The organism is Cupriavidus sp. 10L43_2 (assembly GCF_056395265.1).
The window spans coordinates 47,760-61,916 of sequence record NZ_JBFTJE010000024.1 but is presented as its reverse complement, the minus strand read 5'-3'; the positions used below and the strand labels follow the sequence as shown (position 1 = coordinate 61,916).

General features: G+C 67.8%; 14 protein-coding genes. 7 read left to right on the top strand and 7 right to left on the bottom strand.

Annotated features, from left to right (window positions below):
* Nucleotides 1–264: 264 nt before the first annotated feature.
* The 3 genes from AC1DEL_RS25375 to AC1DEL_RS25365 all read left to right on the top strand — a co-directional run bounded on the left by AC1DEL_RS25375 (nucleotide 265) and on the right by AC1DEL_RS25365 (nucleotide 4,638).
* Nucleotides 265–2,472, top strand: a complete 2,208-nt coding sequence (locus tag AC1DEL_RS25375; protein WP_477159212.1) for an alkaline phosphatase family protein — start codon at nucleotides 265–267, stop codon at nucleotides 2,470–2,472.
* 115 nt (nucleotides 2,473–2,587) lie between these two features.
* Nucleotides 2,588–3,973 (top strand): cytochrome-c peroxidase, encoded by a 1,386-nt coding sequence (locus AC1DEL_RS25370; protein ID WP_092296427.1) that lies wholly within the window; start codon nucleotides 2,588–2,590, stop codon nucleotides 3,971–3,973.
* The gene (locus tag AC1DEL_RS25365) at nucleotides 3,970–4,638 is read left to right on the top strand and encodes a hypothetical protein (RefSeq protein ID WP_092296424.1); all 669 of its coding nucleotides are present in this window, start codon (nucleotides 3,970–3,972) and stop codon (nucleotides 4,636–4,638) included. Before AC1DEL_RS25370 ends, AC1DEL_RS25365 begins: the two co-directional genes overlap by 4 nt.
* Nucleotides 4,639–4,648: 10 nt before the next feature.
* Here the strand turns inward: AC1DEL_RS25365 and AC1DEL_RS25360 are convergent, their stop codons facing one another.
* The 6 genes from AC1DEL_RS25360 to AC1DEL_RS25335 form a co-directional block, all read right to left on the bottom strand.
* Complete coding sequence (locus tag AC1DEL_RS25360; RefSeq protein ID WP_441593325.1) at nucleotides 4,649–5,329, bottom strand: GntR family transcriptional regulator; 681 nt, start codon at nucleotides 5,327–5,329, stop codon at nucleotides 4,649–4,651.
* Nucleotides 5,330–5,409: 80 nt separating this feature from the next.
* A complete protein-coding gene (locus AC1DEL_RS25355; protein WP_092296418.1) occupies nucleotides 5,410–6,411 on the bottom strand; it encodes a TRAP transporter substrate-binding protein in 1,002 nt (333 codons plus the stop codon).
* A gap of 83 nt (nucleotides 6,412–6,494) precedes the next feature.
* Nucleotides 6,495–7,760, bottom strand: a complete 1,266-nt coding sequence (locus AC1DEL_RS25350; protein ID WP_092296416.1) for a TRAP transporter large permease — start codon at nucleotides 7,758–7,760, stop codon at nucleotides 6,495–6,497.
* A 1-nt stretch (nucleotide 7,761) separates the two neighbouring features.
* Nucleotides 7,762–8,412 (bottom strand): TRAP transporter small permease, encoded by a 651-nt coding sequence (locus AC1DEL_RS25345; protein ID WP_092296413.1) that lies wholly within the window; start codon nucleotides 8,410–8,412, stop codon nucleotides 7,762–7,764.
* A 120-nt stretch (nucleotides 8,413–8,532) separates the two neighbouring features.
* Entirely contained in the window at nucleotides 8,533–9,474 is a 942-nt protein-coding gene (locus AC1DEL_RS25340; RefSeq protein ID WP_477125954.1) for a dihydrodipicolinate synthase family protein, read from the bottom strand.
* A 286-nt stretch (nucleotides 9,475–9,760) separates the two neighbouring features.
* A complete protein-coding gene (locus tag AC1DEL_RS25335) occupies nucleotides 9,761–10,609 on the bottom strand; it encodes an amidohydrolase family protein (protein WP_477125953.1) in 849 nt (282 codons plus the stop codon).
* 101 nt (nucleotides 10,610–10,710) lie between these two features.
* On the opposite strand from AC1DEL_RS25335, the gene AC1DEL_RS25330 reads away from it, so the two are divergent.
* The 4 genes from AC1DEL_RS25330 to AC1DEL_RS25315 all read left to right on the top strand — a co-directional run bounded on the left by AC1DEL_RS25330 (nucleotide 10,711) and on the right by AC1DEL_RS25315 (nucleotide 13,795).
* Complete coding sequence (locus AC1DEL_RS25330; RefSeq protein WP_477125952.1) at nucleotides 10,711–11,481, top strand: GntR family transcriptional regulator; 771 nt, start codon at nucleotides 10,711–10,713, stop codon at nucleotides 11,479–11,481.
* A gap of 35 nt (nucleotides 11,482–11,516) precedes the next feature.
* On the top strand, nucleotides 11,517–12,491 hold the full coding sequence (locus AC1DEL_RS25325) for a tripartite tricarboxylate transporter substrate binding protein (protein WP_092296401.1): 975 nt from the start codon (nucleotides 11,517–11,519) through the stop codon (nucleotides 12,489–12,491).
* 45 nt (nucleotides 12,492–12,536) lie between these two features.
* Complete coding sequence (locus tag AC1DEL_RS25320; RefSeq protein ID WP_092296398.1) at nucleotides 12,537–13,538, top strand: Bug family tripartite tricarboxylate transporter substrate binding protein; 1,002 nt, start codon at nucleotides 12,537–12,539, stop codon at nucleotides 13,536–13,538.
* Nucleotides 13,539–13,600: 62 nt separating this feature from the next.
* Nucleotides 13,601–13,795: a DUF1059 domain-containing protein gene (locus AC1DEL_RS25315; protein WP_092296395.1), complete on the top strand. Its 195-nt coding sequence runs from the start codon at nucleotides 13,601–13,603 to the stop codon at nucleotides 13,793–13,795.
* Between the two features lie 65 nt (nucleotides 13,796–13,860).
* Here the strand turns inward: AC1DEL_RS25315 and AC1DEL_RS25310 are convergent, their stop codons facing one another.
* The gene (locus tag AC1DEL_RS25310; protein WP_092296392.1) at nucleotides 13,861–14,079 is read right to left on the bottom strand and encodes a DUF2188 domain-containing protein; all 219 of its coding nucleotides are present in this window, start codon (nucleotides 14,077–14,079) and stop codon (nucleotides 13,861–13,863) included.
* Between the last annotated feature and the right edge of the window lie 78 nt (nucleotides 14,080–14,157).

The following is a 14,157-nucleotide window of genomic DNA, read 5'->3' as shown; positions in this document are numbered from 1 at the left end:
GCGCGCGGCATGCAACCGGTTGCTGGCTTGAAATTTTCTGTAACTTTCGTGTGGTACCGGAGCAATCAAACGGTCATATTTGGCTCCTAGGATCAGGGCCGCTGCACACATGACAGGGAATCGCGTACCGGCTTTCCCCCGTCGAAAAACTCCCTCGCGCAGGCGGCCCACCCGCCAGAACCATCGCGACGGGGCGGGCTTTTGGGTGCGGCACTCCAACGATACCCACTACATATCGCCCTAGCCCGGCGAGCCAAAAATACAATGCACCCAAACCACCACAGCTTTGTTCCGTTACTCACGGCGCTGGCCGCAGCCGCCATGCTGACCGCCTGCGGCGGCGATGACGGCGGCACCCCGGCCGCGTCCACGCCCAACGCCACCCCGGCCACGGTCAGCGGCAGCGTGATGGGCACGGCGATCAAGAACCCGACTGGCGTCGCCCAATCGTCCGCCACGGGCGTGGACTACGCCAAGAGCAGCACGGGCGATGCCGTCCAGCAGACCATCGTCCCGATCGCCTATGCCAACGCCACCGTGTGTGCCGATACCAACGGCAACGGCGCGTGCGACAGCGGCGAAGCCGCCACGCGCACCGGCGCCGATGGCCGCTTCACGCTGACCACGGCGGCCACGAGCCTGGTGGCCGTGGTCGGCACGGACGCCACCTACACGGACGCCAGCGGCGCCCCGGCCAAGGTCGCCAGCAAGCTGGTGCTGCGCAGCGCGGCCGACCAGGCGGCAAATGGCGCTCAGGTAGTCATCAGTCCGTTATCGACGGAAGTGGTGCGCCTGACCGAAGCCGAATCGCTGACGGTGGCCGATGCCAAGACCGCCATCGCCAGCCGCCTGAGCCTCACCGGCGGCACCGCCGATGTGACGGTCAAGGCCGATGACGTGCTGGCCCTGCCGGCCAGCGTGGCCGACGCCCACGCCGCCACCGCGCTGCTGACCGAGTCGAACACGCTCGCCGGGCGCTACACGCTGGCCTCGAAGATCCTCGACCGTGGCTTTATCAGCGATGCCGCCACCGATCCGGTCACCACGCTGAAGGCTGCGCAGGACGCTGCGTTCAACCCGGAAGGTATCCCGCGCTACGACCACCTGTTCGTGGTGGTCTTCGAGAACCACAGCAACCAGACCATCGACGATCCGGCCTACCCGAACTTCTACAAGTACCTGAACCAGGAAGGCAACAAGGCGGCCAACTATTTCTCCACCGGCAACCCCAGCGAGCCGAACTACATCTCGCTGGCCAGCGCCGACGACTGGGGCGTGGCCGACGACAACGCCTGGAACTGCCTGCCGGCCGGCGACACCGCCAACCAGCCGACCGACGTCTACCAGCCGCTGGCCGCCTGCAACGCCGACACCAAGGTCCACAACCTCAAGGGCCGCCGCAACCTGTTCACGGCGATGTACAACGCCGGCATGGGCACGCGCGTGTACAGCGAGTCGATGGACCCGGGCCAGGACCCGCGCAAGGACGGCGCCGGCAACGCGGCCATCACCGCCGTCAACGTGACGTCCGGCGCGGGCGCCACCGAGCCCATGATCTCCAGCCTGTACAAGACCAAGCACCACCCGGCGGTGAATTTCGACGAGGTGCGCAATCGTCCGGACTTCTTCAAGAACCTGAACCGTACCGTGGGCGGCGGCCAGTGGGATGCGGCCATCCAGACCTATGCGCAGGGCCACGGCATCACCTGGAACACCCACCAGTTCGAGGATGACCTGAAGAGCGGCGACGTTGGCGCGCTGAACTACATCGTCCCCGACCAGTGCGATGACATCCACGGCACCGGCTCGGCGGTGGCGGACTGCACCTCGGGCGTGCCGGGCATCAAGCGCGGCGACGCCTACGCCAAGTACCTGGTGGAGACCATCAAGGCATCGCCGGTGTGGCAGAACACCAGCCGCCGGTCGGCCATCGTCATGCTGTTCGACGAAGGGTCGAGCTTCTTCGGCAGTTCGTCGTGCTGCGGCTGGAACGTGGGCGGTACTGCCACCAGCGGCGCTCCGCTGGACGAAGGCATCACCACGGCGATTCCGCGCTACAACGGCGGCAACAAGGGCGATGGTCCGACCATCTTCGGTCTGCTGACCAACCAGCCGGGCGCGCCCAAGCAGGTCATCGACTCGGATGCCTACAGCCACTTCTCGTTCGTGCGCACGATGCAGGACATGTTCGCGCTGGCCGACCCGGGCGTGCCGACGTCGTACATGAACCGCTCGAAGTACACCGAGCAGTACATCGCCCAGAACCTGGCCAATCTGGCCGAGTACTCGGGTAGCGCCAACACCCACTTCGATTCGGTGCGTCCGATGAACCACAACTACGTGGTCAAGGCCGGCGATATCGTCTCGGGCGGCGCCACGCGCGGTGTGAGCGGCAGCGGCACGCTGAGCGGCGGCAACACGGCCAGCGGGCCGGATGCCACGCAGACCAATATCTGGGCGATCAAGTCCTGATGTGGCGGGGCGCCGGGCGCGCGGCGCAGGCCGTCGCCCGGGGCCCCGATCTTCTTATGGTGCGCAACCGGGCCTGGCCCGGCTGTGCGCCCGGCTGCCACCGCTGATCCAGACCATGTCCCACTCCATTCTTGCCGCCAGCCTGCTGGCGGCCGCGTGTGCTGTCACGCTCGTCGGCTGCAAGCCGGCCACCGAGACGGCGCCGCACGCTGCCACGCCAGCCAAGGCCGCSGTGCAGACCGTTTCCGCGCCGGCGCCATCGGCTCCGGCATCGCCCCTGTCACCCGCCGCGCAGCTCGGCGCGAAGCTGTTTTTCGATCCCTCGCTGTCCGGCACGGGCAAGATGTCCTGCGCCACCTGCCACGACCCCAACCACGCCTACGCACCAGCCAATGACCTCTCGGTGCAGCTGGGCGGGGCCGACGGCAAGGCGCCGGGCACGCGCGCGGTGCCCACGCTGATGTACAAGGAGTACACCAACGCCTACTCGGATACCTTCGAGAACCCCGACATGGTCAGCCCGCCCGGTCCCGGCGGCGGCCTGACCTGGGACGGCCGCGCCAACACCATCGCCGAGCAGGCCGCGATTCCGCTGCTGGCGTCCAACGAGATGGCCAATGCGAGCAAAGCCGCCGTGGTCGAGGCCGTACAGCACGGCGCCCACGCCGACGCCTTCCGCCAGACCTACGGCGCCACCGTGTTCGATGACACCGAGCGCGCCTTCACGCTGGTCGGCGCCGCGCTCCAGGCGTTCCAGGTGGAAGACCGCAGCTTCCACCCCTACAGCAGCAAGTTCGACCGCTACCGCAACAACAAGCTCGGCGGCGCGCTGACCGATGCGGAGGTCCGTGGCTTGCGCGTGTTCCTGGATCCCAACAAGGGCAACTGCATGGCCTGCCACCTGATCGGCGGTGGCAACGACGGCAGCCAGGACATGACGAGCGATTACTCGTTCGCCGCCATCGGCGTGCCGCGCAACATGGAAATCCCGGCCAACGCTGATCCGAAATATTTCGACCTCGGCCTGTGCGGCCCGCTGCGCACCGACCATCGCCCCGGCAAGGACAAGGGTGCGGCGGCCACCTGCGGCATGTTCAAGACGCCGGTGCTGCGCAACGTGGCCACGCGCCACGTGTTCATGCACAACGGGGTGTTCAAGTCGCTGGAGGAGGTGGTGCGCTTCTACAACACCCGGGACACCGCGCCGGAGAAGTGGTACCCGCGTGATGCCCGGGGCCGCGTGAACAAGTTCAACGACCTGCCGGCGTCGTACCGCGCCAACCTGGACGACCAGATGCCGCTGGACTTGCGCAAGCCGGGGAGCGCCACGCCGATGACTGACTCGGAGATGCAGGACCTGATCGTCTTCCTGAAGACGCTGACCGATGGCTTCGTGCCGCCGGCGGGCACCGCCGAGAGCGGTCCGCAGGCCCACACGGTGGCGGAAGCCGCGGCCGAGAACGCCGCCCGGAACGCCGCGCACAAGGCACAGACGCCATGACCCCTTATTCCATCGACACCAAGACCATGAAACCGATCCTTTTCGCCACCCTTGCTGCGCTGGCTATGCTCGCCGGCTGCAGCGCCCCGGACGCCCCCAACGAAGCCAACTTCCGCGCCGCGCTGGAGAAGCAGCTCGAAGCCCACGGCGACCTCTGCATCGGCCGCCATAGCTGGCCCGTGGATGTGCCGGACCTGCCCGTGGCGGGGACACTGCGCGACGGCATCCAGATGCCCGCGCTCGAACATGCCGGGCTGGTGGCGCACACCAGTGCCGAGATGACGCTGCGTCACCAGAACGGCGAGACGGAAACCGTGAAGGCGCTGCGCTATGACCTGACCGACAAGGGGCGCGGCTTCGTCAATGCCCATCCCGGGACGGCAGCGAAAGGCACGGACACCGCCGAGCCGGATCTCTGCTACGGGCACGTCCGCGTGAACAAGGTGACTGGCTGGGACACGCCCAAGGCCAGCGGCGTGGGCGACAAGGCGGCGCACGCCACCACCACCGTCCGCTACACCTATATGCTCGATCCGGCCCCCTGGGCCAGTGACGCGGCGGTGCAGGGCGCCTTCCCGGTGTTGGCCCGCGTGGTGCGGGGCAGCGGCACGATGGAGTTGACGCAGCAGTTGGTGGCCACCAGCGGCGGCTGGCAGCCGATGTAAGGAGGGGAAATCAGGCGTTGACGACGCGGCGCGCGAAGCGCTCCAGGTAGTCCATCAGCCGCTCCGCGCCGTCGGCGGCTTCGGCTTCGTTACCGCTGGCGATGGCCTGCGCCATGACCAGGTGGGCCTGGGCGCCTTCGGCAATCTCGCCCTCGTGCTGATAGGCGTACCAGAAGCGCCGGCATTGCACGATCAGCGGGATCACCGCCTTGACCGCCGAGCGGTTGCGGCAGGCCGCGTGGTTCACGTGGTCCAGCGCCTGGTCGGCGGCCATGTATTCGTCGAGGTTGCCACGCTGGGCGGCCTTGACCATCTTCTGGGCGCTGGCGATCAGCGCCTTGCGCTGGGTATCGGTGGCGCGGCGCGCGGCATTGGCGGCAATCAGCCGCTCCAGCACGCGGCGCGTGGCCAGCACGTCCAGATGGTCCATGACGTCGATGGTCGAGACGATCAGCCCACGCCGGGGCTGCTGGAGCACCAGCCCCATCGACACCATGCGCACCAGCGCCTCCCGCACGGGCGTGCGGCCCAGCCCGGTGAGTTCGGCCAACTCGGCCTCCACCACGGGGCTGCCGGGGGCGATCTCGAGCTTGGAGATCAGCGTCTCGATGCGGTCGTAGGCCACGTCGGCGGCGCGGCGCTTTTCACGGTTGTCGGTCTCGGCGCTCTGGTTTCTGGAAGGTGTCGGCATCTCGAACAGGTTGGCAGCGGGGGCGGCGGTCGACATTATGCCGTGACCGCCGCCGGGGGGCTCAGGGGGCCTTGGCGCACTCAGAGCGTGGCGCCGATCTTGCGCAGCTCCGGAATCGCCGGGGCCTTGGCCACCCACAGGGCGTCGAACTTCTGGATCGCCGGCGCCGGGTCGTAGTTGGCGACGCTCTTGAAATGGACCGACGATTGCTTGAGCTTCTCGATCAGCCCCGCCTCGGTGGTGACGATGTCGTTGATCTGCGCGGTCAGCGACTGCGTGACCAGCGCGCGCACGATGTCCTTGTCCTTCGCGTCCAGCCCTTGCCAGATCCGGCCCGAGACCAGCGGCGCGAACGGCATGAACAGCGCGTTCATCGGCAGCAGGGACTTGGAAATCTTGTCGTAGCGCTGGTTCCAGGACAGTTCGATGTCGGCCTCCAGCCCATCCACCTGGCCATTGGTCATGGCGTCGAACACAGCCGGGGTGGGGATCGGCGTGGGCGCGGCGCCCAGCATCGAATAGAAGTCGCGGTAGACCGGCGTGGGGTTGATGCGCAGCTTCATGCCCTTGAGGTCGTCCGGCGAATTGATGTCGCGCGTGGCGAACACGACCCGCATGCCGGTGATGCCCCAGCCCAGGCCGATGGTGCCGGTTTCGCGCGGCAGGGCGTCCAGCAGCTTCAGGGCCGCCGGCGTGCGCACCAGCTTGGCCACGCTGCTGGTGGAGCGCACCAGATAGGGCGCGTTGATGGCGGCCACGCTGGAGACGCGCGAGCCGAGTTCGGCCGCCTGGATCCAGCCCATGTCGAGCGCGCCGGACTGGAGCTGCTGCATCATCGCCGACTCATTGCCAAGCTGGCCCGAGTGGAACACGGTCACGGTCAGGCGGCCGTCGGTTTCCTTCTTGAGCGACTCGCCGAAGGCCACGGCGGCCCGGTTCCACGAGTGCCCGGCGGGCGTGATCAGCCCGAGGCGGAACTCCTTGGTCGTGGCGGCGCGCGTGGTCGAGGTGATGACCATGGGCGCGGCAACGGTGGCCAGCGCGGTGGTCTTGAGGAAACGGCGGCGGGTGATGAGGGTCATGGCGGCTCCTGTGCGGTTCGATGGGTAACGGCGAGGCGGATGGGACGGCTATGGATCGGGTTGGATCGGGTTGGATCGGTCGGCTAGTCCAGCAGGGCGATGGACAGGCTCGGGAACAGCGAGAGCAGCACCAGGGCCACGCAGCTGATCAGGAAGAAGGGCAGCGTGACCATGAACATCTTCCCCGGCTTGGCGCCGGTGACGGCGGAGGCCACGAAGAAGCTCAGCCCCACGGGCGGGGACATCAGCCCGAGCACGAGGTTGATGACGATGACCACCCCGAAGTGGCGCGGGTCGATGTGGTAGACCTCGGTGGCGATTGGCAGCAGGATCGGCACGGTCATGATCAGGCCCGGAATGCCGTCGATCACCGTGCCGATGATCAGCAGGATCACGTTGGCCAGCAGCAGGAATTCGACCGGGCTGTGGGCGATGGTCTGGATCCAGGCCGCCACCATCTGCGGGATCTTGCCGTAGATCAGCAGCCACGAGAACACGGCGGCGGCTGCCACCAGGAACAGCACGATGGCCGAATAGATGGCCGAGCGCAGCAGGATGGCCGGCATCGTGCGCAGGTCGAACTCCTTGGTCACGTAACGGCCGACGAGCGCCGCGGCCAGCGCGCCCACGGCGGCGGCCTCGGTCGGGTTAGCCACGCCGGCGAGGATGGAGCCGACGATCACCACCGGAATCAGCAGCGTCGGGCTGGCCTGGATCACGGTGGTGGCGCGCTCGCGCAGCGTCTTGCGCGCGCTGCGGGGGTAGTTGTAGAAGAGCCCCATGATGGCGATGATGATGAAGAACAGCACCGTCAGCAGCAGCCCGGGCAGGATGCCGGCGATCAGCATGTCGCCCACGGCCACCTGGGCCAGCACGCTGTAGACCACGAACATTACCGAGGGCGGGATGATCGGCCCCAGCATGCCGCCGTAGACGGTCAGCCCCGCCGCGAAGGTCTTGTCGTAGCCCTGCTTCTCCATCTCGGGCACCATCACCTGCGACATGATCGCCACCTGGGCCGTGGCCGAGCCGATGATCGACGACACCAGCATATTGGCCAGGATGTTGACGTAGGCCAGGCCGCCCTTGATCGAGCCGACGAAGGCCATCGACAGATCCACCAGCCGGCGCGTGATGCCGCCGCTGTTCATGATCTCGCCGATCAGGATGAACAGGGGGATGGCGATCAGGCCGTAGCTGTCCACGCCCGCGAACATCTGCGAGGGGAACGATTGCAGCAGCACGGTGGCGCCGGTGCTGAAAATGAACGCCAGTCCGGCCAGGCACAGGCAGATGCCGATCGGCACGCCGACCAGCATCACGCCGCAGAAGAAGAAGGTTGTCGGCATGTCAGTTCACCGTCTCGGAGTTGCCCACCTGGAACTCGGGGTAGGCGCGGCGCGGCGCCAGGTCGAGGTCTTCGAGCAGGTTGGCCAGCGCGTGCAGGCTCAGGGTGCAGGAGAACAGCGGCATGATCAGCTGGAGCACCCAGACCGGCCATTCGAGCGTCTGGGTGTGCTCGGTGTAGAGGAAGTTGAACGATTCGGCCGCGTACTCGCGGGCGTCGAAGCCGTAGCGGACGATGCCGACCGGGTCCATCCAGACCCAGCACATCGCCAGCAGAGCCAGCCCGAACAGCAGCACGCCGCCCGTGGAGATGGCCTTGGCAGCGCGGGCGGCCTTCGGGGGCAGGTGCTCGGTGAGCAGCCCGACGGCAAAATCGAGCCGCAGGCGGGTCATGACCGACGCCCCGACGAAGGTCAGCCAGACCACCGCGTAGACCGACGCTTCGTCCACCCAGTACAGCGGCAGCCCCGCGTAGCGCGTGACCACGTTGAGCAGGATCAGCAGCACGAGCAGCGTCATCAGGCCGCCGAGCGCATGGCGCTCCACGGCGAGCACGGCGTCCGAGGCGCGCATCACCCAGCGCACCGGTCGCTTGACGGTGGCCGTGGCCGTGGCGGGCGCATCGGTGGCAGTGAGGGAGGGAAGGTCAGGCATGGCAGGCAGACTCCAGGACGAAGGGGGCGGTCGTGACGATCACGGACACGACGGCTGGTGCAAGTTGGATGCCTGCTGCGGCCCCGGGGGCCGCCGCAGGCATGCATCACGCAGTTGGCCTCATACCACCGACTGGTACTTCGCCGGCCGCGTCTCCAGCGCCTGGCGCACCACGCGTTCGACGAAGGCGCGCTCCTCGCCCACCAGCGGCAGGCGCGGGCGGCGCATGAACTCGGAGCCCACGCCGACCAGGGTGTCGATCAGCTTGAGGTTCTGCACCAGCTTGTTCGAGACATCGAGGTGGAGCATCGGGGTCATCCACTGATACAGCTTGAGCGCCTCGGCGAAATTGCCCGCTTTCATCAGGTCGAACAGCGCCACGGTTTCGCGCGGGAAGGCGCAGCCCACGCCGGCCAGCAGGCCGTCGCAACCCAGCGCCAGCCCTTCGTAGGCCAGGTCGTCCACACCCATGAAGATCTGGTAGCGGTCGCCCAGGGTGTTGCGCAGGTCGGTCACGCGGCGGACATCGCCCGTGCTTTCCTTGATCGCCGCCACCCACTTGCAGTCGGCCAGCTCCACCATGTGCTCGGGCTTGAGGTCCACCCGGTAGGCGACCGGGTTGTTGTAGACCATCACCGGCTTCTGGGCGGCTTCCGCCATGACGCGCACGTTCTGCATCGCCTCGCGGGCATCGGCCACGTAGATCACCGAGGGCATCACCATGAAGCCGGACACGCCGAGCTTGTTCGCGCCGTCGATATAGCGCAGGGCGTCTCGCGTGCTGGTCTCGGAGACGTTGGCCAGCACCGGGATGCGGCCATCGGCGGCTTCCACGGCGATGCGCGCCACGTCGAGCTTCTCCTCCAGCGACAGCGTGCTGGCTTCGCCCAGCGAACCGCAGGTCACCAGGCCATGGATGCCATTGCGGATCTGGAATTCGATGTGACGGCTAGTGCCCTCGGCGTCGATCCGCTCGTCGGCGTGGAACTTGGTGGTGATGGCGGGGAAGATGCCGGTCCAGCGGGGATTGGTGGCGTTGCTCGAATTGGTCGAATTGGTCACAGGGGACTCCTCGGTTGGGTCGGGTTGGGCTCGCAAATATCTGCTTAATATATTTAGGATATCTTCCAGCATTGGTCTAGCAAGAGCAATGCCAGTGAATACCCTGATAGCCGGCGCGCCCGGAATCCGGCTTGGGGACTGGGATTGGGGGAAATGGGGAGGGAAAGGCGGGCGGAAGGGGGAGGAAGCCCGGGCCCCGGAGCGGGGCATGGCGTGCACCGCCGGCGGGTCCGGTGCACCGGCGCGGACGCGCCGCGTCAGCTAGATGGGCGGCTGTGTGGGCGCTTCAGCCCGCCAGTGCGAAGCCGTAGAGCGCGGCGGCATTGCGCCAGCGCAAGCCTTCCGACAAATCCGGCCGCTGTGCGAGCCAGGCCATCACCGCGCGGCATTCGTCGGCACGTGCGGGGGCCTCGTGGTTGGTCCACGGCCAGTCGCTGCCCCAGAGCAGGCGGTCCGGCCCGGCTATCTCGGCCCAATGCGCAGCCAGTGTCGGCCACTGGTCAGGGCTGGCCAGCCGGTAGGGCGCGCTGATCTTGATCCAGAGCGGGCGTCGCACGGCCACGGTGCGGGCCGTGTCGAAGACCGGGTCGTCCACGCCGAGCGGGCCGGGGCGGCCGAAGTGATCGAGCACGATGGGGGCCGGCGCATTGTCGAGCGCGGCATCGAGCGCGGCCAGCACCATCGCGCCGTCGCCATTGTTCGTGTGGACTTCCACGTGCCAGCCCAGCGCTGCCACGCGCTGGAACAGCGAGCGCCACGGCGCGGTGTTGATGCGCCGCCAGCCGGCATCGCCATACAGGTTCAGGCGGATGCCCCGGACCCCGGCGGCATCCAGCGTGGCGAGTTCGGCGTCGTCCACGGCCGGATCGACCACCGCCACGCCGCGCAGCCGCCCCGGCATGCGGCGCAGCGCAGCCAGCATCGCCGCGTTGTCGGTGCCGAGGAAGCTGGTCTGGACCACCACGCCGTAGGGGTCCACCGACGGGTCGCCCATCGACCCGCCCATCGACCCGACCATCGACAGCCAGTCCGCCAGCGACGCGGCGTAGGGCGGCCGGTAGCGTGCCGAAGCCACGGCCACGCCGGCATCGAAGACATGGAAGTGGCAGTCCACCAGCGTCTGGCTTGTCGTCATCGGCACGATTCTCCTCTGTGCGGGTTAGCCCCGATATGGCGGGCTGGCCCGGTCCGGATACTCTAGTCCTCTATAGGAGTGGAATCTAACACGGACACCAGATGCCAGACAATGCCATGCGCCAACCGGCCGCCGCCTCGGCAGGCATGAGCCGCTACGGGCAGATTGCCGCGCTATTGCAGCAGAAGATCGTCACGGGCGAGTGGTCGCCGGGCACTGCCATTCCGGCCGAAAGTGCGCTGGCGGGCGAGTTTGGCATCGCGCTCGGCACGATCCGGCAGGCGATTGCCGTGCTGGTGCAGCAGGGGCTGCTGGAGCGGGTGCAGGGCAAGGGTACTTTCGTGTGCACCGGGCTGACCGGGGGGAGCGGCGCCAGCATGATGCGCTTCTTCCGCTTCCGCTCGGAGGCCGATGCCGATGCGGCGCCCACGGCGGTGCCGCGCTCGGAGATCCTGTCCTGCCGCAGCGTGCGGCTGGACAAGGCCATGGCCAGCCGCTTCGGGCTGGAGGCCGGCGCGCGGGGTCTGGCCATCTCGCGCCGGCGCTGGGTGGCGGACACCCCGCGCCTGCTCGAATCGATCTGGCTGCCGTTGCCGCGCTGCTCGGCGCTGCAGGAGACGCCGATGGCCGAGTGGGGCGAGCTGCTCTATCCGCTGCTGAGCCAGCGCTGCGGCATCACCGTGCACCGGGCGATGGACGAGGTGACCTTCCGGCTGCTCGATGCCGAGGAAGCCGAGCTGCTCGCGCTGCCGCCCTCCCATCCCTGTGCGCTGGTCACGCGTCAGGCGTTCGATATCCAGGGCCAGTGCGTCGAATACCGGCTGACCCGGGGCGATGCCTATGCCTTCCGCTACACGGCCGAGATCCGCTGACCTCGCCCCAACATTGATTTGACGGAGACACCCCCATGCGTTCCCTGATCCCCCTCACGCTGGCCGGCCTGGCCTTGCAGCCGACCTTGCTGCACGCCGCCGACGCCGCCCAGCCGTGGCCGACGCGCCCGCTGACCATCGTCGTCACCTATCCGCCCGGCGGTGGTGCCGACCTGATGGCGCGGCTGATCGCGCCGGGGCTGGGACGGGAACTCGGCCAGACGGTGATCGTGGAAAACCGCCCAGGGGCGGGCGGGCAGATCGGCGCGTCGTACGTGGCCAAGGCCGCGCCCGATGGCTACACGCTGATGGTGGACGCGTCGTCCTACGCGGTGAACCCGAGCCTCTATCCGCGCCTGCCCTACGACCCCGCCAAGGCGTTCCGGGCGGTGGGCGTGCTGGCGCGCTATCCCAATGTGCTGGTGGCCAATCCCGCCTTCCCGGCGACGAACGTCAAGGACGTGCTGGCGCTGGCGAAGCAGAAGCCGGGCACGGTGGCGTTCGCCTCGTCGGGCAATGGCTCGGCGCAGCACCTGTCCGGCGTGCTGTTCGAGCAGCGCGCCAGCGTGGACCTGCTCCACGTGCCATACAAGGGCGGCGGTCCGGCGATGACCGATGTCATCGCCGGACAGGTGCCGCTGTTCTTCGCCAACGTGGCTTCCAGCCTCCAGCACATCAAGGCAGGCAAGCTGCGCCCGCTGGCGGTGACCAGCCATACGCGCACCTCGGCGCTGCCCAACGTGCCGACCATGCAGGAAGCCGGCGTGGCGGGCTACGAGGTCTATGAATGGAATGCCGCCTTCCTGCCCGCCAACACGCCGGAAGCCGTGGTGGCCCGGCTGTCGGACGCGCTCCAGAAGGTCATGGGCAGTCCGGAGATCCGCCAGCGCGTGGCCGAGCTGGGCGGCGAGGTGGTAGGCGCCCCGCCGGCCGAGGCGGCGCGTTATATCGACACCCAGACGCGGCTCTGGGCCAAGGTCATCAAGGACGGAAACGTCAAGCCGGAATAAGCGCCGGCTTGACGTCGTAGCACACTAAAAACGAAGGAGACCCCCATGTCCACAGATTCCCCCTTTGACGCCGATCGCCGGCACCTGCTCGGGTTGATGGCTGCGCTGGGCGCCGGCGCCCTGGCGCCCACGCTGGCGCGCGCGCAGGCAACCTGGCCGTCCAAACCCATCCGGCTGGTGGTGCCGTTCGCGCCGGGCGGCAGTTCCGAGATCGTGGCGCGCTCCACGGCGGCGGAGCTGACCAAGCTGCTCGGCGTATCGGTATTCGTCGAAAACAAGCCGGGCGGGGCGGGCAATATCGCCATGGGCGAGGTAGCGCGGGCCGACGACAACCACACGCTGATCCTCGGCCATATCGGCACGCTGGCGGTCAATCCGTACATCTTCCCCAAGCTGCCGTACGACCCGAACAGGGACTTCCGGCCGATTTCGCTGCTGTCGAAGGTGCCCAGCCTGTACGTGGTGCACCCGGACCTGCCGGCGAAGAACCTCAAGGAGTTCGTGGCCCTGGCCAAGAGCAAGCCGGGCAAGCTGAACTACGGCTCGGCGGGCAATGGCAGCGCCGGCCACCTGGCTTTCGAGTACCTGAAGGCGACCACCGGCACCTTTATCACCCACGTGCCGTATCGCGGCAGCGGCCCGCAGATCACCGACCTGCTGTCCGGGCGGCTCGATGCGGCGGCGGTGGGCGCGCCGGCCATCATCCAGTTCATCAAGACGGGCAAGGTGCGCTGTATCGCCACGGGCACGGCGCAGCGCATTCCGCAGCTCCCCGATGTGCCGACGGTGGCGGAGCAGGGCTATCCGGGCTTCGAGATGACGCAGTGGTACGGGCTGCTGGCGCCGGCCTCGCTGCCGCAGCCGGCGGTGGCCAAGCTGGCGGAGGCCACGATCAAGGCGGTGAAGAGTCCCACCTCGGTGGAGCGGCTGGGCGCGGACGCCGCCCTGGTGGTGGGCAGCACGCCCGAGGAATTCGCCCGCTTTATCGCGGCGGAGCAGCAACGCTGGAAGCCGATCGTGGCGCGCGCGGGCATCAAGCCGGACTAGGCGTTGCCGCCGTCCTACCTATACTTCAAGGCACCGGCCCCAGGCCGGTGTCAGGAGGCGATATGGGACGCAAGTACATCGATTGCCGCGACTATCCGAGCGAGAAAAACTGCACTGTGGCGCTGAGCGCCGACAATGAAGACGAACTGCTCGAGGCTGCGGTCCAGCATGCGGTGGCGGTGCATCAGCATCAGGATTCCCCTGAACTGCGCACGCAGCTGAAGTCCTTGTTCAAGGAGGGTGCCCCGCCGGCCTGAGCGCCGGCGTTGTCAAGCGAGAGGCGGGACCGGCCAGCGGCTGATCCCGCACTTCCGGCGCGCGGCTAGCGGTCCTGATACGGGTCGTACCATGCCCTGCGCAGGTGCACGTCCCCATCGTGACGATGGATGTGCAACTCGGCGTGCTCGCGCCGGGCCATGTCCCAGCCGGCGGCGATGGCCGCTTCCATGGTCGTGAAGCGCTGGGGCTTGATATCGAGACCACCGAACTGCAGTGCCCAGCCATACTCGGCGGGCAGAACGCGAATGATGCGCGATTGCATATCGTTCTCTCTCCGTATTCCCCGCCATTTTCTTCCGTCAGATTTACCGCTAGGCTAGATCCGTACCAAGGTACGGAG